Below are 18852 nucleotides of genomic sequence, written 5' to 3' on the forward strand. Positions count from 1 at the left end.
ATTCCGGGCGACGTGCGGCGCGGCATCCGCGGATTCCGCGGCTCCGCCCGCGCCGGGCACCCGGATTGCGGGAGTTGTGCGCACCGCCTGAGGTATACAGGAGGCATGCCGGTCAGAACCCCCGACCCCGACCCGAACGATCGCGACGACGAGGGCGTGCCGCGCGATCCGCTCGGCGGCGAGGGCTTCGGCCCCGGCGGCCAGGCCGGGCGCAGCGGGCGTGACGGGCGGCCCCTCGGCGACGGGACGTTCGGCTCGCCGACCCCGAGCAGCGCCGCCAATCCGGGCTGGCTCTCCGAGATCGAGCTGGCTGAGGCGCGGCGGCGACTGCCGATCCTGTACGTGGAGGCGGTGCCGGTGCGCACCGACGGCGTGGGCAACGTCACCGAGGTCGGCATCCTCCTGCGCGCGACGCCGCTCGGCGAGATGACCCGCACGATCGTGAGCGGCCGCGTGCGGTACGGCGAGACGGTGCGCGACGCGCTCTTCCGTCACCTCGAGAACGACCTCGGCCCCATGGCCTTCCCGCTCCTGCCCCCGCAGCCGGTGCCGTTCACGGTCGCGGAGTACTTCCCGATGCCGGGCGTCTCGGCGTTCCACGACGACCGCCAGCACGCGGTCTCTCTCGCGTTCGTCGTGCCGGTGACGGGCACGTGCCAGCCGCGGCAGGACGCGCTCGAGGTGACGTGGATGCCGCCCGCCGAAGCCGCGAGCGATGCGCTGTCGGCCGAGATGGAGGGTGGACGGGGGAGTCTGATCCGCCTCGCGCTGGCGAGCGTCGGCGCTCTGCGCTGACCTGCCGCTCGCGAGAGGGCAGTTCTGGCTGCCGCGTACGGCGTGTCGCCCTACATTCCTGCCCTCTCGCGAGCGGCAGGCGGCGGGCCTGAGTGTTTCCCCCTGACCGGGTCCGGGATGCCGCCACCGGCGTAGCCTGAAGCCATGAGCCCCGAAGCCCGAGTGACACGTCGCCGCGCCCTCACGTGGAGCGCCGCACTCGGCGTGCCGGTGCTGGTCGGAGCGGCGATCCTCGTGCCCGTGGCCGCGAGCGGCGCGGTCGACCTTCCCGACAAGACCCCCGCCGAGCTCATCGCGTTCGCCGCGGACAGCGAGGTCGACGCGCTCAGCGGCACGATCGAGCAGACCTCCGATCTCGGTCTGCCCGACCTCGGCGCGCTGGCCGGGGGAGCGGCATCCGGCGACGAGGCGACCGCGGCGAAGCTCGACGATCTGCTGTCGCTCGTCACCGGATCGCACACCGCGAAGGTGTACCTCGACGGCGCCGACGCCCGTCTGCAGGTGCTGGATCGGCTGGGTGAGCGCAACGTCTACGTCGACGGCGCCGCCGGGACCGCCTGGTTCGTGGACAGCGAGTCGAAGACCGCGACCGCGCTGCCCCTGCCGGACGGCGAGGCGCCGGACGTCGCGCCGACACCCGAAGACATGCTCGACCAGGCGCTCGCGAAGCTCGACGAGAGCACCGAGGTGACCGTCGGGACCGATGGCCGGGTCGCGGGCCGGGACGTGTACGAGCTGATCTTCACGCCGCGCACGGACGACACGCTCGTCGGTGAGCTGCGCTTCGCGATCGACGGCGAGAACGGCGCGGCGCTCGCCGCGTCCGTCACCGCGCGCGGCGCGCCCCAGCCGGCGTGGCAGGTCTCGTTCACGCAGGTGGATTTCACGGCGCCCGACCCGTCGGTGTTCGCTTTCACTCCCGGCGACGGCGTGCAGGTCGAGCAGCTCGCGCTCCCCGACCGTGCCCCGACCGCCCCGGACTCCGACGCACCCCGGCCCACCGTCATCGGCGAGGGCTGGTCGAGTGTGGTCGAGCTGCCGATGGACGCAGGGAAGACTCTGGACGCCGAGCAGCTCGCGCTCCTCGACTCCCTCACGACGCCCGTCGACGGCGGCCGGGTGCTGCAGACCGCGCTCGTGTCGGTGCTGCTGACCGACGACGGCAGGGTGCTCGCCGGCGCGGTCCCCGTCGACGTCCTGGTCGCCGCGGGTCGCTGACGCGTCCGTGAGCGACCTCGCGATCCGCACCGCCGGGCTCACGAAGCGCTTCGGGGCGCAGACGGCCGTCGACGGCCTCGACCTCGCCGTGCCGCGCGGGTCGGTCTTCGGTTTCCTCGGGCCGAACGGCTCGGGCAAGACGACGACGATCCGGATGCTGCTCGGACTGATCCGGCCGAGCGGCGGCGAATCGCACGTCCTCGGCGAACGGATGCCGGCCTCCGGCGACACTGTCCTCCCACGCGTCGGCGCGCTGGTCGAGGGCCCCGCGTTCTCGCCTTTCCTGACCGGAGAGCAGAACCTCCGCCGCTTCGACGCCGCCGACCGCCACTCCGATCCTCGGACGCGGGCCACGCGCGTCGCCGCCGCACTGGACCGTGTGGGCCTCGGTCATGCGGCGCGCAAGAAGGCTCATGCGTACTCGCTCGGCATGAAGCAGCGGCTGGGCCTGGCGAACGCCCTCCTGATGCCCCGCGAGCTGCTCGTGCTGGACGAGCCGACGAACGGGCTCGATCCGCAGGGGACGCGTGAGGTGCGCGCGCTGATCCGCTCCTTCGCCGCCGACGGGACGACCGTGTTCGTCTCCAGCCACCTGCTGGCCGAGGTCGAGCAGCTGTGCAGCCACGTCGGGGTCATGAGCGGCGGGCGCCTGGTCGCGCAGGGGACGCTCGAGGACTTCCGCCGGACGGGTGCGCACCCGCGGGTGCGCGTGAAGACGCCGCAGACGGATGCCGCCGCCGCGGTCCTCGCCCGGCTCGGCGTCGCCGCGGTGGCGCGGGATGCCGCCTCAGATCGGGACGCCGTGACCGGCATCCTGCCGCCGGACGGTCCCGCGCCGGAGGCGATCGTCGCCGCACTCGTCGCGGCCGGAGTGCCGGTACGCGGCTTCGAGGTCGTGGGCGAGAGCCTGGAGCAGCGCTTCGTCGAGCTCACCGGGGAGGGCTTCGATGTCGTCGCGTGAGGAGGTCGTGGCGCGGGGAGGCACTGTGCGCCTGTTCGCGAACGAACTGGCCACGCAGTTCCGCCGCTGGCGCACGTGGGCGATGCTCGCTGCCCTTGCGCTCATCCCGGTGCTGATCGGCATCGCGGTGCGGCTGGTGGGCGGGTCGAGCCCCGGCCGGGGCCCGGCGTTCCTGGACCAGATCACCGACAACGGACTGTTCGTCGCGCTCGCCGCGCTCACGGTCGCGATCCCGCTGTTCCTGCCGCTCACGGTGAGCGTCGCCGCCGGCGATGCGATCGCGGGGGAGGCGAGCCACGGCACGCTCCGCTACCTCCTGATCGCCCCGGCGGGACGCGCGCGGCTCCTGATCGTGAAGTACCTGTCGGCGGCTGTCTTCTGCCTCGCCGGAACCGTCGCCGTGGTGACGGTAGGGACGATCGTCGGGATGGTGCTCTTTCCGATCGGGCCGGTCACTCTGCTCTCCGGCGCGCAGGTGAGCGTGGGTGAGGGGATCCTCCGCCTCCTCGCCGTCGCCGCGTACGTCGCGGTCTCGCTTCTCGGGCTCGCCGCGATCGGGCTGTTCTTCTCGACGCTGACGAACGTCCCGATCGGGGCGATGGCGGCCACGGCGATCCTCGCGGTCACGGCGCAGATCGTCGGCGCGATCCCGCAGCTGGACGCGCTGCATCCATGGCTCTTCACCGATCGATGGCTGGACTTCGGCGATCTGCTGCGCGCCCCGATCGTGTGGGACTCGTTCGGCGCGAACGCCGTTCTGCAGGGCGGCTACATCCTGGTGTTCGGTGCCGCCGCGCTCGCGCGTTTCCTCACGCGCGACGTGCTGTCCTGACCCTGGCGGCAGGTCAGGCGGCGGTCTCGCGCGCGATCGCGGCGATGAAGGCGTCGATGTCCTGCTCGGTCGTGTCGAACGAGCACATCCACCGCACCTCGTTCTTGGACGCGTCCCAGTCATAGAAGCGGAAGGACTCCCGCAGCCGGTCGGCCACACCGTCGGGCAGAGTCGCGAACACGCCGTTCGCCTGGGTCGGCTGCGTGAACTCCACGCCGCGGATCGACCCGTCGGCGAGGCCGGCCTCCACCCCCGCACGTAGACGTGCGGCCATCGCGTTCGAGTGCGACGCGTTGCGCAGCCACAGGTCGCCCTCCAGCAGCGCGATCAGCTGCGCCGAGACGAACCGCATCTTGGACGAGAGCTGCATGTTGAGCTTGCGCAGGAACGTGAGCCCCGCCGACGCGTCCGGGTCGAGAACGACGATCGCCTCGCCGAGCATCGCGCCGTTCTTCGTGCCGCCGAAGCTCAGCACGTCCACCCCGACGTCGCGCGTGAACGCGCGGAAGGGCGCACCGAGCGACGCCGCCGCGTTCGAGATGCGCGCGCCGTCCAGGTGGAGCTTCATCCCGAGCGCGTGCGTGTGGTCGGCGATCGCGCGGATTTCATCGATCGAGTACAGCGTACCGAGCTCGGTGGACTGGGTGATCGAGACCACGAGCGGCTGCGCGCGGTGCTCGTCGCCCCAGCCCCAGGCCTCGCGGTCGATGAGCTCGGGGGTGAGCTTGCCGTCGTCGGTCGGTACCGTCAGGAGCTTGATGCCGGCGACCCGCTCGGGGGCGCCGCCCTCGTCGACGTTGATGTGCGCGGTGGAGGCGGCGATGACGGCGCCCCAACGCGGCAGCATCGACTGCAGCCCGACGACGTTCGCGCCGGTGCCGTTGAAGACCGGGAAGGCCTCGACGCCGTCGCCGAAATGCCCCGCGAAGACCTCCTGCAGGCGGGCGGTGTACGCGTCCTCGCCGTAGGCCACCTGGTGGCCGTCGTTCGCCGCGGCGATCGCCTGGATCACTTCGGGGTGGATGCCGGAGTAGTTGTCGGACGCGAAGCCGCGCAGGGCGGTGTCATGGAGCGGGGTCACCGCTCCATTCTCCCACCTCGCGCCGCGTCACATCTTGGCGTAGCGGGCCCGCGCGAAGCAGAACAGGCCGTACAGCACGAGGCCCGCGCCGACGACCCACAGGATCACCGGCCCGAACGGAAGACCGGCCAGGGCGTGCAGCGCGGCATCCAATCCGCCGGCCTGGGCGGGGTCGTGTGCGATCGCGGCGATCACGAACAGCACGCCGGTCACGGCGACCGCGATGCCCTTCGCGACGTAGCCGACGACGCCGAAGATCACGATGCCCTGCCGGGCTCCCTTCTTCGCCGCCGCGGCCGCTTCGCTCTCGGCCGCGGTCGAAGGAAGGTCCAGGTTCTTCCTGAAGGCCTGAGTGATGCCGCGATAGATGAACGCGATGCCGATACCGCCGACGATCAGCCCGACGAGCACGAGAAGGAAGACGCCGGCGGGTGTGGCGAGCAGCTGCGCGCTCATGGTCTGCGACGACTCGGACGAGTCCGACTGGCCGCCCACCGCGTACACGAGCGCGGTGATCGCGATCGCGATGTAGGCCACGGCCGTGCCGATGTACTTGACCCGGTAACCCCACTTCTTCTTCGTGTCGGGGTTGCGCTCCAGGAACGCCTCGGCGATCTGCCAGATCGCGAGGGCGGACAGGCCCAGGAAGATGGCCCAGAGGAGGGCGATTCCGGCGGGCGAGTTGCGGATCTGCTCCATCGCGCCGCCCTGATCCGCCTCTCCGCTCCCGCCGGTGGCGACGGCGATGGCGATCAGGCCGATCACGATGTGGACGATGCCCAGGACGACGTAGCCGATCCGGGCGATCGTGCGGAAAACGGTGGAATCTTGCGCCGCTCGGGCAGCGGCTTGGGGACCGGTCATACGCGAATGCTAGCGATCCGGGGATACCCCGCGGGAGTACTTGACTACAGGGGGATGATCGTGCCGTTCACGGATGCAGCATCCTCGGCCCACAGTGCGGTGAAGCGTGCCGCGAGTTCGGCTTCCAGGCCCTCGAGGCTCTTCACCCGGAAGACCGTCGCCGCTGCGGTGAGCGGGGCGCCGGCATCCCTCGCCGCCTTCGCGAAGCCCTGCGCGACCGCGCGCGTCCACGCCTCGCTCGCGGCCTTCACCGCCGCGTAGTTCGCTCCGCCCGCGAGGGGCTTGTCCACTGCGGTCGAGGAGACGATCGCCAGGCGCGCGCGGCCGGCGGCCCTCAGATCAGCGTCGAACTCCCGCGACACCACCCGCAGCGCGGTGAACGACAGTTCGAGGAACCGGTAGTCCGCCTCGCTTTGCCCGGCCAGGCCTCCGCCGCCTCGCCAGCCACCGACGAGGTGCAGCACGCCGTCCACCGCGCCGACGCGATCGTGCAGGGCGTGCACGGCGGCTTCGTCGGTGAGGTCGGCGACCTCGACCCGGATGCCGGGCACGGCCTGAGCGAGTTCCGCCAGCCGGTCCTCGTCTCGGCCGACCGCGACGACCCGCGCCCCGGCCTCGGCGAGGGCGCGAGCCGCCGCCAGGCCGCTCGCGCTGGTCGCGCCGGCGATGAGCACGACGCGACCGGCGACGGGGTTCTCAGACATCGGTCGCGCGGATGCCGACGGTCGAGGAGATCACCGGGCGCATCTTCTTCTCGAGCGCCTCGAAGAACATCGACAGCGGGAACTCGTCGTCCAGCACTTCGTCCGTGTAGCCCTTCGCGGGACCGGCGAGGATCTCGCGCGGGAGTCCCTGTGCCCACACCGACGCCGGGTGCGGGGTGAGGGTGCCGCGCACCAGCTCGTACGCGGCGAGCCAGTGCGCCATCTTCGGACGGTCGATCGAGCGCCAGTAGAGCTCGTCGATCGCGTCACCGAGTTCGACCACTGCCGCGGGCACGGCATCCCAGTCGAAGGCGAGCGACGTGTCGGTCCAGTGCAGTACGCCGCGCTGGTGCAGCCACGCGAACAGCAGCTGACCGCCGACCGCGTCGTAATTGCGCACGCGCGTACCGGTGATCGCGAAGCGGAAGATGCGGTCGAAGATCACCGCGTACTGCACGAGCCCGGCGTGCTCGAGCATCTCGTGCTCGGCATCCGTCAGGCTCGCGCCGGAGTCGCGTCGCTCGCTCAGGCGCTTCTGGATCGACACGCACTCGCGGAACGCGGTGAGGTCGCAGCGCATCTCCTCGAGCGAGTACAGGAAGAACGGCATCCGCTGCTTGATCATGAACGGATCGAACGGCAGGTCGCCGCGCATGTGCGTGCGGTCGTGGATGATGTCCCACATCACGAACGTCTTCTCGGTGAGCCGCTGGTCATCCAGCATGGCGGCCGCATCGGCCGGAAGGTCGAGCTTGGTGATGTCGGCGGCGGCGCGCACGACGCGGCGATAGCGCGCGGCTTCGCGGTCCTGGAAGATCGCGCCCCACGTGAAGGTCGGGATCTCGCGCATCGCGACCGTCTCCGGGAACAGCACCGCGCTGTTCGTGTCGTAGCCGGGCGTGAAGTCGATCAGGCGCAGGCTCACGAACAGCCGGTTGACGTACTCGGTCTCCAGCTGAGCGATGAACTCCGGCCAGATGACTTCGACGAGCAGCGCCTCGACGAAGCGGTTGCGCGAGCCGTTCTGCGTGTACATCGGGAAGACGACGAGATGACGGATGCCGTCCTCCCGGTGCAGCTGCGGCTGGAAGGCCACGAGCGAGTCGTAGAAGTCGGGTACGCCGAAGCCCCCGTCGACCCAGCGCTGGAAGTCGTGCACGTTCGCGGCGAGGTAGTCCGCATCGTGCGGGAAGAGCGGTGCGAGTGCGCGGATCGAGTCGATGATCGCCTCGACGTGGCCGCGTGCGTCGGCGTGGTCGCTGCTCTCGGGAACGGAGCCGTCCTGGGCCTGGATCGCCTGCAGGGCGATCGCGGCGTCCTTGAGGGTGCGCCACGCGGCGGTGCGCTCGGCGGAGGTCGCGTCCTCGACGACCTCGGGTTCGCCGACGACGGCCTGGAGCGCACCTGCGGGGTGGGTCTGGCTGAGGGACATGGAAACCTCCGATCGTAAGAGAACGCCGGAAATATTCCGGCTCCCGGTGACTATCCCCGGTATTCTTCCATGTCATGGATGACCGTGTCGACCTGTCGATCCTCGCCGAGGTCTCCCGCGACCCCCGCGCGACCCTCGCTCAGCTCTCCGAGCGCGTCGGGCTCGGGGTTTCCGCCGTGCAGGCGCGCCTGCGTCGGCTGGAGAGCGAGGGAACGATCGCCGGATACCGCGCGGTGCTCGACCCGGAGGCGGTCGGGCGCCCGCTCTCGGCGTTCATCGAGATCACGCCGCTCGATCCTTCGCAGCCCGACAACGCGCCCGAGCTTCTCGAGCACCTGAGCGAGATCGAGGCGTGTCACTCGATCGCCGGCGACGCGGCGTACATCCTGTTCGTGCGGGTCGCGGGACCGAGGGACCTGGAAGCCCTCATCCGCGAGATCCGGCTCTCGGCATCCGTCAGCACGCGCACCACGGTCGTGCTGCAGACGTTCTACGAGAACCGTCCGATCGCGCTCTGACCGCCGGGCCGCCCCGACTCCCGCCGCCCCGGTGGTCCCTTTCCCGCCGAGATGGTCCCCTTCCCGCCGAGATGGTCCCTTTCCCGCCGAGATGGTGTGCACCATTTCGGCGGAAAACCCACCATCTCGGCGGAGAACCCACCATCTCGGCGGAGGGGCCACCATCTCGGCGGAGGGGCCGGGGAGGGCCGGGATGCCGGGCTCAGGTGTGCTGCGGGAAGCCCAGGTTCAGACCGCCGTGCGACGGGTCGAGCCAGCGGCTCGTCACGGCCTTCTCCTGCGTGAAGAAGTCGAACCCGTGCGGGCCATAGGCCTTCGCATCGCCGAACAGGCTCGCCTTCCAGCCGCCGAACGAGTGGTAGGCCACCGGCACCGGGATCGGCACGTTGATGCCGACCATGCCGACCTGCACTTCGCGCTGGAAGCGCCGCGCGGCGCCGCCGTCGTTCGTGAAGATCGCGGTGCCGTTCCCGTAGCGACCGGCGTTGATGATGCCGAGGCCCTCTTCGTAGCCGTCCACCCGCACGACGGAGAGCACGGGGCCGAAGATCTCGTCGGTGTACACGGTCGACGACGTCGGAACCCGGTCGATCAGGGTCGGGCCGAGCCAGAAGCCGTTCGGGTCGCCGTCGACCTCGACGTCGCGGCCGTCGACGACCACGGACGCACCGTCGGATGCCGCCACGTCGATGTACGAGGCGACCTTGTCGCGGTGCACCTCCGTGATGAGCGGGCCCATGTCGCAGCCGCGCGTTCCGTCGCCGGTGCGCAGCGTCCCCATCCGCTCGGAGACCTTCGCCACGAACGCTTCGGCGACGGAGTCGACCGCGAGCACGACCGAGATCGCCATGCAGCGCTCACCGGCCGAACCGAAGCCCGCGTTGACCGCGGCGTCGGCGGCGAGATCGAGGTCGGCATCCGGAAGCACGAGCATGTGGTTCTTGGCCCCACCGAGCGCCTGCACGCGCTTGCCGTGCGAGGTCGCGGTCTCGTAGACGTACTTCGCGATCGGCGTCGAGCCGACGAACGAGATCGCCCGCACGTCGGGGTGCTCGAGCAGCGCGTCGACGGACTCCTTGTCGCCGTGCACGACGTTGAGGACGCCGTCGGGCAGGCCCGCCTCCTTCAGCAGAGCGGCCATCCAGTTCGCGGCGCTCGGGTCCTTCTCGGAGGGCTTGAGGATCACGGCGTTGCCGGCGGCCAGCGCGATCGAGAAGAACCACAGCGGCACCATCGCCGGGAAGTTGAACGGGCTGATGATCCCGACGACGCCGAGGGGCTGCTTGAGCGTGTAGACGTCCACGCCGGTCGAGACGTTCTCGGAGTAGGCGCCCTTCGTGAGGTGGCCGAGTCCGCACGCGAACTCGACGACCTCCATGCCGCGGGCGATCTCGCCGAGCGCGTCGGAGATGACCTTGCCGTGCTCGGCGGTGAGGATCTCGGCGAGTTCCTGCTTGCGCTCGTTCAGCAGCTCGCGGAAGGCGAACATCACGGTCTGGCGCTTCGCGATCGACGCGTCGCGCCACTGCGCCCACGCCGCGTTCGCCGAGGCGACGGCGTGGTCTACGTCGGCGGTCGAGGCCAGCCGCACCTCGCGCTGCACGCGACCGAGCGCGGGGTTGAACACCGGCGCGGTGCGGGCGGAGGCGCCGCTCCAGGGGGCGCCGTCGACCCAGTGGTCGAGGACGGCGGTGGTGGCGGACGGCGTCTCTTCGGTGAGGGTTGCCGAGTCGGTCATGGTCTCTTCTCTCTGTCGGAGCCTCGTGGGCACGTGTCTTCCAGCGTAGGTCGCGGCACTGCTCCCCGCGAGAGGGCAGAAATGGCTGCCGTCAGCGGCGTGTCGCCCTACATATCTGCCCTCTCGCGAAGGAGCAGTCAGCGCACCGCGCTGAAGGCCTCGTCGTAGATCGCGAGGGCGCGGGCGACCTCGTCGTCGGTCACCACGCACGGCGGCACGACATGGATGCGGTTGTCGGCCGAGAACGGCAGGAGCCCCCGGGCGAGGAGCTCTTTCTTCAGCTGCCCGATCAGCGCCGGAGCGACGGGCTCGCGGGTCCCGCGGTCGGCGACGAGCTCGAGCGCCCAGAAGACCCCCTCGCCGCGGACCTCGCCGATGAGCGGATGCTTCTCCTGCAGCTCCGCCAGCCCGGGCGCGAGCGCCTCGGCGCCGACGCGGCGGGCGTTCTCGACGATCCCCTCGGACTCCATCGCGTCGAGGGCTCCGATGATGGATGCCGCCGCCAGTGGGTGACCGCTGTAGGTCAGGCCGCCGGGGAACACGTTCTCGTCGAAGTCCGCGGCGATCTCGGCCGAGATCGCGACGCCGCCGACCGGCACGTACCCGGAGTTCACGCCCTTCGCGAACGTGATGAGGTCGGGGACGACGTCGTAGCCCTCGAACGCGAACCAGCGCCCCGTGCGCCCGAACCCGCACATGACCTCGTCGAGGATCAGCACGATGCCGTACTTGTCAGCCAGGGCGCGGACACCGGCCAGGTAGCCCGGCGGCGGGATCATGATGCCCGCCGTCCCGGGCACGGTCTCGAGCAGGATCGCCGCGATCGTCGCCGGGCCCTCCGACTGGATCACGCGCTCGAGGTGGTGCAGGGCGCGCGCCGACTCCTCCTCGGGCGTGCTCGCCCAGAATTCGCTGCGGTAGAGGTAGGGGCCGAAGAAGTGGACGTGTCCGCGGGCGTACTGGTTCGGCATCCGGCGCCAGTCGCCCGTCGCGACGATCGCCGCCCCCGTGTTGCCGTGATACGACCGGTAGGTCGAGAGCACCGTGTCGCGACCGGTGTGCAGGCGCGCCATGCGGATCGCGTTTTCGTTCGCGTCGGCGCCGCCGTTCGTGAAGAACACTTTCGAGAACGGCTCGCCCGCGCGCGCGAGGATGCGCTCGGCGGCCTCGCCGCGCGTCAGGTTCGCGGCGGCCGGGGCGACGGTGGCGAGCGTCGCGGCCTGATCCTGAATCGCCTTCACCACCGCCGGATGCTGATGGCCGATGTTCACGTTGACGAGCTGGCTCGAGAAATCCAGGTAGCGGTTGCCCTCGAAGTCCCAGACCTCGGATCCGGAGCCGCCCGCGATCACGAGCGGATCCAGCGCCGCCTGCGCCGACCAGGAGTGGAAGACGTACTGCCGGTCGAGGTCGTGCGCGCGCTGGTTGGTGCTCATATGCGGTTCCTTGCCGTCGGGTGTTCAGGGGTCGGGCGACCCGCTCGCGCGGGCCGCCCGACCGGGGAGTGCTACTGGCCGCCCTCGGTGAGGACCACGTCGATGGGGGTGTACTCGCCACCCACCTCGACGCCCTCGTCCTTGAGTTCTGCCAGCGCCTTCTCGATGTACTCGTTCGAGTATGCCGATTCGGCGGGCTCCGTGGTGATGAGCTCGATGCCGTCCTGGTTCTTCGCCGACAGGGCGCCGGCGACCGTCTTGTCCCACGCGGCGTTGTCGACCAGACCGAAGTCGCCGCCGGCCCAGATGAGCTTGTTGACCTCGTTCATCTGCCACAGCTGGTGCACGGGTCCGACCGGGAAGGCGGCTTCGGCGTTGATCGCGGCGTCGTACGTGATCTGGGCGGCTTCCTCGGGGTTGTCCCGGGCGAAGATCCAGCCCTTCGTCACGGCCTTCAGGAACCGCACGGCGGCATCCGCGTAGGCCGGGTCGTCCGCCAGGCGCTGGGTGTCGGCCCAGATCGCGTCCTGCAGCATCGCGCCGTCGGTGTCCTCGTAGCTGATGACGTCGAAGTCCTCCGGCTGGTACAGCTCGCCGGTCTCGGGGTTGACCACCTCGAGGATCTGGGCCCACTCGTTGTAGGTCATCGCCTGCGCGGCATCGACATCGCGGTCCAGCAGGGCGTTCATCGAGAAGTCCTGCGTCGTGATCGATACGGTGCTCGCGTCGAGGTCTTCCGCGGCCATCGCCGCGAAGATCTCCCACTCGTTGCCGAAGCCCCACGAGCCGATGCGCTTGCCTTCGAAGTCGGCGACGGATTCGATGCCGTCGCCGGCCCACGAGACCTGCAGCGTGCCGGATTTCTGGTACACCTGCGCGATGTCGGTGAGCTCGACGCCGGTGGCCTCGAGGGTGCCCAGCACCTTCGGGACCCAGGCGATCGCGAAGTCGACGTCGCCGGCGACCAGGGCGTCCTGAGGCACGATGTCGCCGCCGGAGGGGAGGATCTCGACCGAGTCGAAGCCCTCCTCCTCGAAGTAGCCCTGGTCCAGCGCCACGTAGTACCCCGCGAACTGCGCCTGCGGCAGCCACTGCAGCTGCAGGCTGATCTCGGTGAGCGGTTCGAAGTCGGCCGATCCACCGTCGGAGGTGTCGGGGGCGGCGGAGCCGGAGCATCCCGCGAGGGCGAGGGCGGTGACGACACCGGCGGAGGCGACCGCGAGGCCGCGTCTGGTGTTGCTTCTCATGCTGTGTTCCTTTCGGGTTCGGTGGTGCAGGTCGTGCAGGTGGTGCGGTGGTGCTGCCTTTCTGTGGTGCAGGTGGTGCGGTCGGCCGTCACACCGACGAGTGCCGCGTCACGAGACGCTCCAGGAGCGACGTGACGAGGAAGAACACGAGGCCGATCAGGATGCCGCCCACGACGTACGCCCACGCGAGGGCCGCGCGGCCCGACTTCGCGTAGGTCGCGATCGCGGTGCCGATGCCGTCGGCGGGGCCCCCGAAGTACTCCGCGACGAGCGCCGCGATCACGGCGAGCGACGCGGCGATGCGGATGCCGGTCATCAGGTACGGCAGCGCGGTGGGCAGCGTCAGCAGGCGGAACGTCTGCGCCGGGGTCGCCGCGGCGGCCCGCAGCACGTCGCGGTGCACCGGTCGGGTCTGGCGCAGCCCCCGGAGCACGTTCACGAACACCGGGATGAACGCGGCGATCGTGGCGACCGCGATGCGTCCGAATTGACTGGACGCCCCGAACATCGTGTTCAGGATCGGGGTGATCGCCACGATCGGGATCACCGCCAGCGCGGCGACGAGGGGGGTCAGCATCCCGTCCACGGGTCGGGCGGCGGCGGCAAGGCCCGCCAGGAACAGCGCGAGGAGGGAGCCGACGACGAGACCGATCAGGGCGTTCGTCGCGGTGATGAGCATGTCTTGGAAGATGATGTCCCAGCGCAGCACGAGCTCCGCGCCGATCGCGACCGGGCTCGGCAGCATGCGCGGTGCGGCGGCGAACACGTCGACGTACAGGATCCACAGCGCGAGCATCAGGATGCCGACGACGATCGGCGCGACGACCCGGAGCCAGCCGGGCAGTGCTCGCTCGCCGATCGGCGCCCGCACCGTGCTCATCGTTCGTTCGCCCGCTCGATCGGCGCCCCGTGCAGCGCTTCGCGGACGGCCGTGACTCGCTCGAAGTACGCGGGCGATTCGCGCAGGCCCTCGTCGCGGGTCTCGCCGAGGTCGGTGACGATCACGTCCGTGATGCGGCCGGGACGCGGGCTCATCACGACGACCCGGTCGGAGAGGAAGACCGCCTCCGGAATCGAGTGCGTGACGAAGACGACGGCGGCGCCGGTCTCGGCGGTGATGCGGGTCAGCTCGCTCTGCAGGTACTCGCGGGTCATCTCATCCAGCGCGCCGAAGGGCTCGTCCATCAGGAGCAGCCGCGGCCGGGTCGCCAGGGCACGCGCGATCGCGACGCGCTGCTGCATTCCACCCGAGAGCTGGTCGGGATATCGGTCGGTGAACTCGGTGAGCCCGACGAGCTCCGCGAGTTCGGCGACGCGCGCCGTCCGCTCGGGGCGGCCGGTGCCGTTCAGCTCGAGGGGAAGGGAGATGTTGGCGCCGACGGTCCGCCAGGGGAGGAGCCCGGACTGCTGGAACGCGATCCCGTAGTCCTGGTCGATCCGCGCCTTCCGGGCGGGCTTGCCGAAGATCTCGAGCGTGCCGCTCGTGGCCTGGTCGAGGTCCGCGATCAGGCGCAGGAGCGTGGATTTGCCGCATCCGGACGGGCCGATCAGTGACACGAACTCGCCCGCCGCGACGTCGAGGTCGGCGCCGGCGAGGGCCGTGACATCGCCGCCTTTCGTCGGGAAGATCTTGCCGACACCGGTGGCGCGCACCGCGAGTTCGGGGGCCTTCGGGCTCGAGTCCGTCATGCGGTGGCTTCTCCTCGTCGGTAGTTGCGCAGCCAGAGGCCGATGAGCGCGACCGAGCCGGCGGCGACGAGGCCGAGCGCGATCGCTCCGAAGGTCGGGCCCCAGGGGGCGGCGGGGTCGCTGGAGGCCTGCCCCGCGAGCTGGATGAGCATGCGTCCGATGCCGCCGCGCATGCCGATCGAGACCTCGGCGACGACGGCGCCGAGCACGGCGTTCGCCGCGGCGAGGCGGAGCGCGGGCAGCAGGTACGGCACGGCGGCGGGAAGGCGGAGGCGCAGGAGGGTGGGCCAGTATCCCGCCGCGTACGTGCGCATGAGGTCGACGTGGATGCGGTCGGGGGCGGCCAGCCCGCGCAGGACGCCGATCGCCACGGGGAAGAACGCGAGGTAGGACGCGATCACCGCGACCGAGAGCCACTGCGGCCAGGGCGTGCCACCGCGGTCGATCTGGTTGCCGATCGCGTTGATCACGGGTGCGAACGCGATGAGCGGGACGATCTGACTCACGACGATCCAGGGGAGGAGCCCCCACTCCACGAGCCGCCAGCGCTGCATCGCCAGGCCGAGCAGCGCGCCGACGGCGACCCCGATGAGCCAGCCGACCGCGGCGATCCCGAGGGTGACGAGGGCCGCCGAGGCGACCGAGACCCACAGCGGCGGGGTGTCGCCGCCGCTCGTCGGGGCGAACAGGCGCGCGACCATGTCCCAGATGTGCGGCATCGCGCGGTCGTGCGTCCGCGGCAGGATCATGACGCCCGAGCCCGAGGCGCCGGTCCCGCCGATCACGACCCCCTCGGGGGGCCCCAGGAACTTGTACAGCTCCCACAGCAGCAGCACCGCGACGACGCCGACCACGCCCCAGCCGACCGCGTACCAGCGCTGCGGCCCCGACCCCACGCGATACCGCGCGAGCCCCTTCCGCTGAGACGCCATCTGGGCGTCGAGACCGTGGGTTTCCCCCGCGGTCTCGACCTGCAGTTGTCGTTTCACGGACTAGGACTTCGCCGTCACGTGCTCGGAGAGCGCCGGGATCACGGTTTCGCCGTAGACCCGCATCGTCTCCTCCTTGTTGTCGTGCTGGAGGTAGCCGGCGAACTGCGTGACCCCGATCTCACGCAGCTTCTGCAGCTTCGCGATGTGCTCCTCGGCGGTGCCGAGGATGCAGAACCGGTCGACGATCTCGTCGGGCACGAAGTCGACGTGGTCGTTGTCGGCCTTGCCGTGCGTGTTGTAGTCGTAGCCCGTCCGCCCGGCGATGTAGTCCGTGAGCGCCTCGGGGACGTCCCCGTGGTGGCCGTACTTCGCGACGATATCGGCGACGTGGTTGCCGACCATGCCGCCGAACCACCGGCACTGGTCGCGCATGTGCGCCACGTCCGTGCCGATGTACATCGGCGCGGCCACGCAGAACGCGATCGAGTCGGGGTCGCGGCCGACGTTGGCCGCGGCATCCCGCACCGTCTTGATCATCCACGCGGCGATGTCGAGGTCGGCCAACTGCAGGATGAACCCGTCCCCCACCTCGCCGGTGAGCTTGAGCGCGAGCGGTCCGTACGCCGCGACCCACACCTCGAGCTCGGACCCGCGGCTCCACGGGAACTGCAGCGTCGCGCCGTGGTACTCCACGGGACGGGAGTTGCCGAGCTCGCGGATCACATGGATGGACTCGCGCAGCTCGCTCATCGACACCGGCTTGCCGTTCGTGACCCGAACGGCCGAGTCGCCGCGGCCGATCCCGCAGATCGTGCGGTTGCCGTACATCTCGTTGAGCGTGGCGAAGACGGATGCCGTGACGGTCCAGTCGCGGGTCGCCGGGTTCGTCACGAACGGGCCGACCGTCACGCGCTTGGTCTCCGCGAGGATCGCGGAGTGGATCACGTACGGCTCCTGCCAGAGCAGGTGCGAGTCGAACGTCCACACGTGGCTGAAGCCGTGCGCCTCGGCGAGCTTCGCGAGCTGCACGGTGCGTGCGGCGGGCGGGTTGGTCTGCAGGACGACTCCGAAATCCATGGCTGCGCCTCTCACGTCAGGTACTGGCTGAGGCCGCGCTTGAGGAAGCGCCCGTCGCCCTTGGCGCCCAGGTAGGCGTTGTCATCGACGATGACCTTGCCTCGCGAGAGCACGGTGTCCACGTGACCGTCGATCTCGTAGCCCTCCCACGCGGAGTGGTCCATGTTCATGTGGTGGGTCTTGCCCACCCCGATCGACGTGTGCCCGTTCGGGTCGTAGACGACGATGTCGGCATCCGCCCCCGGCTGGATCACGCCCTTGCGTCCGTAGAGGCCGAACATGCGCGCCGGAGTGGTGGAGGTGAGCTCGACCCACCGCTCGAGCGTGATCTTGCCGGTCACCACGCCCTGGTACATGAGGTCCATGCGGTGCTCGACCGAGCCGATCCCGTTCGGGATCTTGCGGAAGTCGCCGAGCCCGAGCTCCTTCTGGTCCTTCATGCAGAACGGGCAGTGATCGGTCGAGACCATCTGCAGGTCGTTCGTGCGCAGCGCCTGCCACATGTGGTCCTGGTGACCTTCGGCGCGCGAGCGCAGCGGCGTCGAGCACACCCACTTCGCGCCTTCGAACCGACCCCACTCGTCGCTCTGCGCACCCAGCTGTTCTTCGAGCGAGAGGTACAGGTACTGCGGGCACGTCTCGCCGAACACGTTCTGCCCGCGATCTCGCGCGGCGGCGAGCTGCTCGACCGCCTGCTTCGCGCTCACGTGCACGACGTACAGCGGCGCGCCGGTGAGGTTCGCGATCATGATCGCGCGGTGGGTGGCCTCCTCCTCCATCTGCCATGCGCGGGCGATGCCGTGGAAGTAGGGGTCGGTCTTGCCCTCCTCGATCAGCTGCGCGGCCAGGACGTCGATCACCGGTCCGTTCTCGGCGTGCATCATCGTCAGCATCCCGGTGTCACGGCTGACCTGCATGGCCTTGAGGATCTGCGCATCGTCGGAGTAGAAGACGCCCGGGTAGGCCATGAAGAGCTTGAAGCTCGTGATGCCCTCGTCGACCAGGCCGGGCATCGCCGCGAGGGAGTCCTCGTCGACGCCGCCGATGATCTGGTGGAAGCCGTAGTCGATCGCGCAGTTGCCCGCGGCCTTCTCGTGCCACGCGGCCAGGCCGTCCTGGATGCGCTCGCCGTAAGTCTGCACGGCGAAGTCGATGATGCTGGTCGTGCCGCCCCACGCCGCGGCACGCGTGCCGGTCTCGAACGTGTCGATCGCGGCGGTGCCGCCGAACGGCAGCTGCATGTGGGTGTGCGCGTCGATGCCGCCGGGGATCACGTACTTGCCGGTCGCGTCGATCACGGTGTCCACGGATGCCGCGACATCGGTGCCGAGAAGCTCGGAGCCCGGCTGGAGGACCGCGACGATCCGCTCGCCGTCGATCAGCACGTCCGCGGCGCTGCGCCCGGTCGCCGAGACGACGGTGCCGCCGGTGATGAGGGTGGTGCTCATGTCCCTGTTCCTTACGGCTTCGCGATCCGGGTGTACGAGTCGGGCCGGCGGTCCCGGTAGAACTGCCAGTCGTCGCGCATCTGCAGCACCATGTCCATGTCCAGGTCCCGCACGAGCACCTCCTCCTCCGTGCCCGAGCCGCGCTCGCCGACGAAGTTCCCCCGCGGGTCGATCACCTGGCTCGTGCCGTAGAAGTCCACGGCGAGCTCGCCGTACTCGTTGTCCTCGCGACCCACGCGGTTGGGCTGCAGCACGAAGTAGCCGTTCGCGACGGCGGCCGCCGGACCCTCGACCTCCCAGAGCCGGTTGGACAGACCGGGCTTGGTCGCGTTCGGGTTGAAGACCATGTGCGCGTCGGCCAGGCCGAGTTCCCGCCAGCCCTCGGGGAAGTGCCGGTCGTAGCAGATGTACATCCCGACGCGGCCGACCGCGGTGTCGAACACGGGGTAGCCGAGGTTGCCGGGCCGGAAGTAGAACTTCTCCCAGAACCGGTCCAGGTGCGGCAGGTGGTGCTTGCGGTACTTCCCGAGCACCGTGCCGTCGGCATCCACGAGCACGGACGTGTTGTAGTAGACCCCGGTTTCGGCCTCTTCGTAGATCGGGAGCACCATGACCGTGCCGAGCTCTTTCGCGAGGGCGGCGAACCGCTGGACGATCGGGCCGTCCGCCTGCTCGGCGTAGCGGTAGTACTTCTTGTCCTGCGTGATGCCGAAGTACGGGCCGTAGAACAGCTCCTGGAAGCACACCACCTGGGCGCCCTGACCGGCGGCATCCCGGGCGAATCCCTCGTGCTTGTCCAGCATCGAGTCCTTGTCGCCCGTCCAGGTGGTCTGGGTGATCGCTGCGCGCACCGTCGTCATGCCCGTCTCCATTCGTCTTC

Annotated in this window: 18 protein-coding genes; 5 read left to right on the forward strand and 13 right to left on the reverse strand. The window is 70.1% G+C overall.

Annotated elements, in window-relative coordinates:
- The first annotated feature begins 105 nt into the window (after positions 1–105).
- The 4 genes from ABD197_RS03540 to ABD197_RS03555 all read left to right on the forward strand — a co-directional run bounded on the left by ABD197_RS03540 (position 106) and on the right by ABD197_RS03555 (position 3806).
- On the forward strand, positions 106–795 hold the full coding sequence (locus ABD197_RS03540; protein ID WP_344051659.1) for an NUDIX hydrolase family protein: 690 nt from the start codon (positions 106–108) through the stop codon (positions 793–795).
- A gap of 144 nt (positions 796–939) precedes the next feature.
- Positions 940–2013, forward strand: coding sequence for a LolA family protein (locus ABD197_RS03545; RefSeq protein ID WP_344051661.1), 1074 nt, complete (start codon positions 940–942; stop codon positions 2011–2013).
- Between the two features lie 7 nt (positions 2014–2020).
- Positions 2021–2974 (forward strand): ABC transporter ATP-binding protein, encoded by a 954-nt coding sequence (locus ABD197_RS03550; protein ID WP_344051663.1) that lies wholly within the window; start codon positions 2021–2023, stop codon positions 2972–2974.
- A complete protein-coding gene (locus ABD197_RS03555; protein ID WP_344051665.1) occupies positions 2961–3806 on the forward strand; it encodes an ABC transporter permease in 846 nt (281 codons plus the stop codon). Before ABD197_RS03550 ends, ABD197_RS03555 begins: the two co-directional genes overlap by 14 nt.
- 13 nt (positions 3807–3819) lie before the next feature.
- Here ABD197_RS03555 and ABD197_RS03560 read toward each other — a convergent pair whose 3' ends face one another.
- The 4 genes from ABD197_RS03560 to ABD197_RS03575 are packed head-to-tail and all read right to left on the reverse strand — an operon-like array spanning position 3820 to position 7887.
- On the reverse strand, positions 3820–4887 hold the full coding sequence (locus tag ABD197_RS03560) for a threonine aldolase family protein (RefSeq protein WP_344051667.1): 1068 nt from the start codon (positions 4885–4887) through the stop codon (positions 3820–3822).
- A gap of 27 nt (positions 4888–4914) precedes the next feature.
- A complete protein-coding gene (locus ABD197_RS03565; RefSeq protein ID WP_344051669.1) occupies positions 4915–5751 on the reverse strand; it encodes a DUF1206 domain-containing protein in 837 nt (278 codons plus the stop codon).
- 44 nt (positions 5752–5795) lie between these two features.
- On the reverse strand, positions 5796–6455 hold the full coding sequence (locus ABD197_RS03570) for an SDR family NAD(P)-dependent oxidoreductase (protein WP_344051670.1): 660 nt from the start codon (positions 6453–6455) through the stop codon (positions 5796–5798).
- The gene (locus ABD197_RS03575; protein WP_344051672.1) at positions 6448–7887 is read right to left on the reverse strand and encodes a DUF6421 family protein; all 1440 of its coding nucleotides are present in this window, start codon (positions 7885–7887) and stop codon (positions 6448–6450) included. The genes ABD197_RS03570 and ABD197_RS03575 overlap by 8 nt, the downstream gene beginning before the upstream one ends.
- Positions 7888–7961: 74 nt before the next feature.
- Here ABD197_RS03575 and ABD197_RS03580 point away from each other — a divergent pair, with 74 nt between their 5' ends.
- Positions 7962–8405, forward strand: a complete 444-nt coding sequence (locus ABD197_RS03580; protein WP_344051674.1) for an Lrp/AsnC family transcriptional regulator — start codon at positions 7962–7964, stop codon at positions 8403–8405.
- Between the two features lie 202 nt (positions 8406–8607).
- On the opposite strand, the gene ABD197_RS03585 is transcribed toward ABD197_RS03580, so the two are convergent.
- The 9 genes from ABD197_RS03585 to ABD197_RS03625 all read right to left on the reverse strand — a co-directional run bounded on the left by ABD197_RS03585 (position 8608) and on the right by ABD197_RS03625 (position 18832).
- The gene (locus tag ABD197_RS03585) at positions 8608–10143 is read right to left on the reverse strand and encodes a CoA-acylating methylmalonate-semialdehyde dehydrogenase (RefSeq protein ID WP_344051676.1); all 1536 of its coding nucleotides are present in this window, start codon (positions 10141–10143) and stop codon (positions 8608–8610) included.
- Between the two features lie 137 nt (positions 10144–10280).
- Entirely contained in the window at positions 10281–11579 is a 1299-nt protein-coding gene (locus ABD197_RS03590) for an aspartate aminotransferase family protein (RefSeq protein ID WP_344051678.1), read from the reverse strand.
- Between the two features lie 71 nt (positions 11580–11650).
- A complete protein-coding gene (locus ABD197_RS03595) occupies positions 11651–12826 on the reverse strand; it encodes an ABC transporter substrate-binding protein (protein WP_344051680.1) in 1176 nt (391 codons plus the stop codon).
- A gap of 88 nt (positions 12827–12914) precedes the next feature.
- Entirely contained in the window at positions 12915–13706 is a 792-nt protein-coding gene (locus tag ABD197_RS03600; RefSeq protein ID WP_344051682.1) for an ABC transporter permease, read from the reverse strand.
- Positions 13703–14515, reverse strand: coding sequence for an ABC transporter ATP-binding protein (locus ABD197_RS03605; RefSeq protein WP_344051684.1), 813 nt, complete (start codon positions 14513–14515; stop codon positions 13703–13705). The genes ABD197_RS03600 and ABD197_RS03605 overlap by 4 nt, the downstream gene beginning before the upstream one ends.
- Positions 14512–15504: an ABC transporter permease gene (locus tag ABD197_RS03610; RefSeq protein WP_344051686.1), complete on the reverse strand. Its 993-nt coding sequence runs from the start codon at positions 15502–15504 to the stop codon at positions 14512–14514. Before ABD197_RS03610 ends, ABD197_RS03605 begins: the two co-directional genes overlap by 4 nt.
- A gap of 3 nt (positions 15505–15507) precedes the next feature.
- A complete protein-coding gene (locus ABD197_RS03615; protein ID WP_344051688.1) occupies positions 15508–16524 on the reverse strand; it encodes a TIGR03842 family LLM class F420-dependent oxidoreductase in 1017 nt (338 codons plus the stop codon).
- Between the two features lie 11 nt (positions 16525–16535).
- Positions 16536–17972 carry a dihydropyrimidinase gene (gene hydA / locus ABD197_RS03620; protein ID WP_344051690.1) on the reverse strand — a complete coding sequence of 479 codons (1437 nt, stop codon included), beginning with the start codon at positions 17970–17972 and terminating at the stop codon, positions 16536–16538.
- Positions 17973–17983: 11 nt separating this feature from the next.
- A complete protein-coding gene (locus ABD197_RS03625; protein ID WP_344051692.1) occupies positions 17984–18832 on the reverse strand; it encodes a nitrilase-related carbon-nitrogen hydrolase in 849 nt (282 codons plus the stop codon).
- Positions 18833–18852 lie beyond the last annotated feature (20 nt).

The sequence above is a fragment of the Microbacterium lacus genome (genome assembly GCF_039531105.1).
GTDB classification, from domain to species: Bacteria; Actinomycetota; Actinomycetes; order Actinomycetales; family Microbacteriaceae; genus Microbacterium; species Microbacterium lacus.

Excerpts from the sequence above, each read along its gene's own strand:
- ABD197_RS03540 (WP_344051659.1), top strand. The coding sequence starts at position 106 with ATGCCGGTCAGAACCCCCGACCCCGACCCGAACGATCGCGACGACGAG.
- ABD197_RS03545 (WP_344051661.1), top strand. The coding sequence starts at position 940 with ATGAGCCCCGAAGCCCGAGTGACACGTCGCCGCGCCCTCACGTGGAGC.
- ABD197_RS03555 (WP_344051665.1), top strand. The coding sequence starts at position 2,961 with ATGTCGTCGCGTGAGGAGGTCGTGGCGCGGGGAGGCACTGTGCGCCTG.
- ABD197_RS03565 (WP_344051669.1), bottom strand. The coding sequence starts at position 5,751 with ATGACCGGTCCCCAAGCCGCTGCCCGAGCGGCGCAAGATTCCACCGTT.
- ABD197_RS03570 (WP_344051670.1), bottom strand. The coding sequence starts at position 6,455 with ATGTCTGAGAACCCCGTCGCCGGTCGCGTCGTGCTCATCGCCGGCGCG.
- ABD197_RS03575 (WP_344051672.1), bottom strand. The coding sequence starts at position 7,887 with ATGTCCCTCAGCCAGACCCACCCCGCAGGTGCGCTCCAGGCCGTCGTC.
- ABD197_RS03580 (WP_344051674.1), top strand. The coding sequence starts at position 7,962 with ATGGATGACCGTGTCGACCTGTCGATCCTCGCCGAGGTCTCCCGCGAC.
- ABD197_RS03585 (WP_344051676.1), bottom strand. The coding sequence starts at position 10,143 with ATGACCGACTCGGCAACCCTCACCGAAGAGACGCCGTCCGCCACCACC.
- ABD197_RS03590 (WP_344051678.1), bottom strand. The coding sequence starts at position 11,579 with ATGAGCACCAACCAGCGCGCGCACGACCTCGACCGGCAGTACGTCTTC.
- ABD197_RS03595 (WP_344051680.1), bottom strand. The coding sequence starts at position 12,826 with ATGAGAAGCAACACCAGACGCGGCCTCGCGGTCGCCTCCGCCGGTGTC.
- ABD197_RS03600 (WP_344051682.1), bottom strand. The coding sequence starts at position 13,706 with ATGAGCACGGTGCGGGCGCCGATCGGCGAGCGAGCACTGCCCGGCTGG.
- ABD197_RS03605 (WP_344051684.1), bottom strand. The coding sequence starts at position 14,515 with ATGACGGACTCGAGCCCGAAGGCCCCCGAACTCGCGGTGCGCGCCACC.
- ABD197_RS03615 (WP_344051688.1), bottom strand. The coding sequence starts at position 16,524 with ATGGATTTCGGAGTCGTCCTGCAGACCAACCCGCCCGCCGCACGCACC.
- hydA (WP_344051690.1), bottom strand. The coding sequence starts at position 17,972 with ATGAGCACCACCCTCATCACCGGCGGCACCGTCGTCTCGGCGACCGGG.
- ABD197_RS03625 (WP_344051692.1), bottom strand. The coding sequence starts at position 18,832 with ATGACGACGGTGCGCGCAGCGATCACCCAGACCACCTGGACGGGCGAC.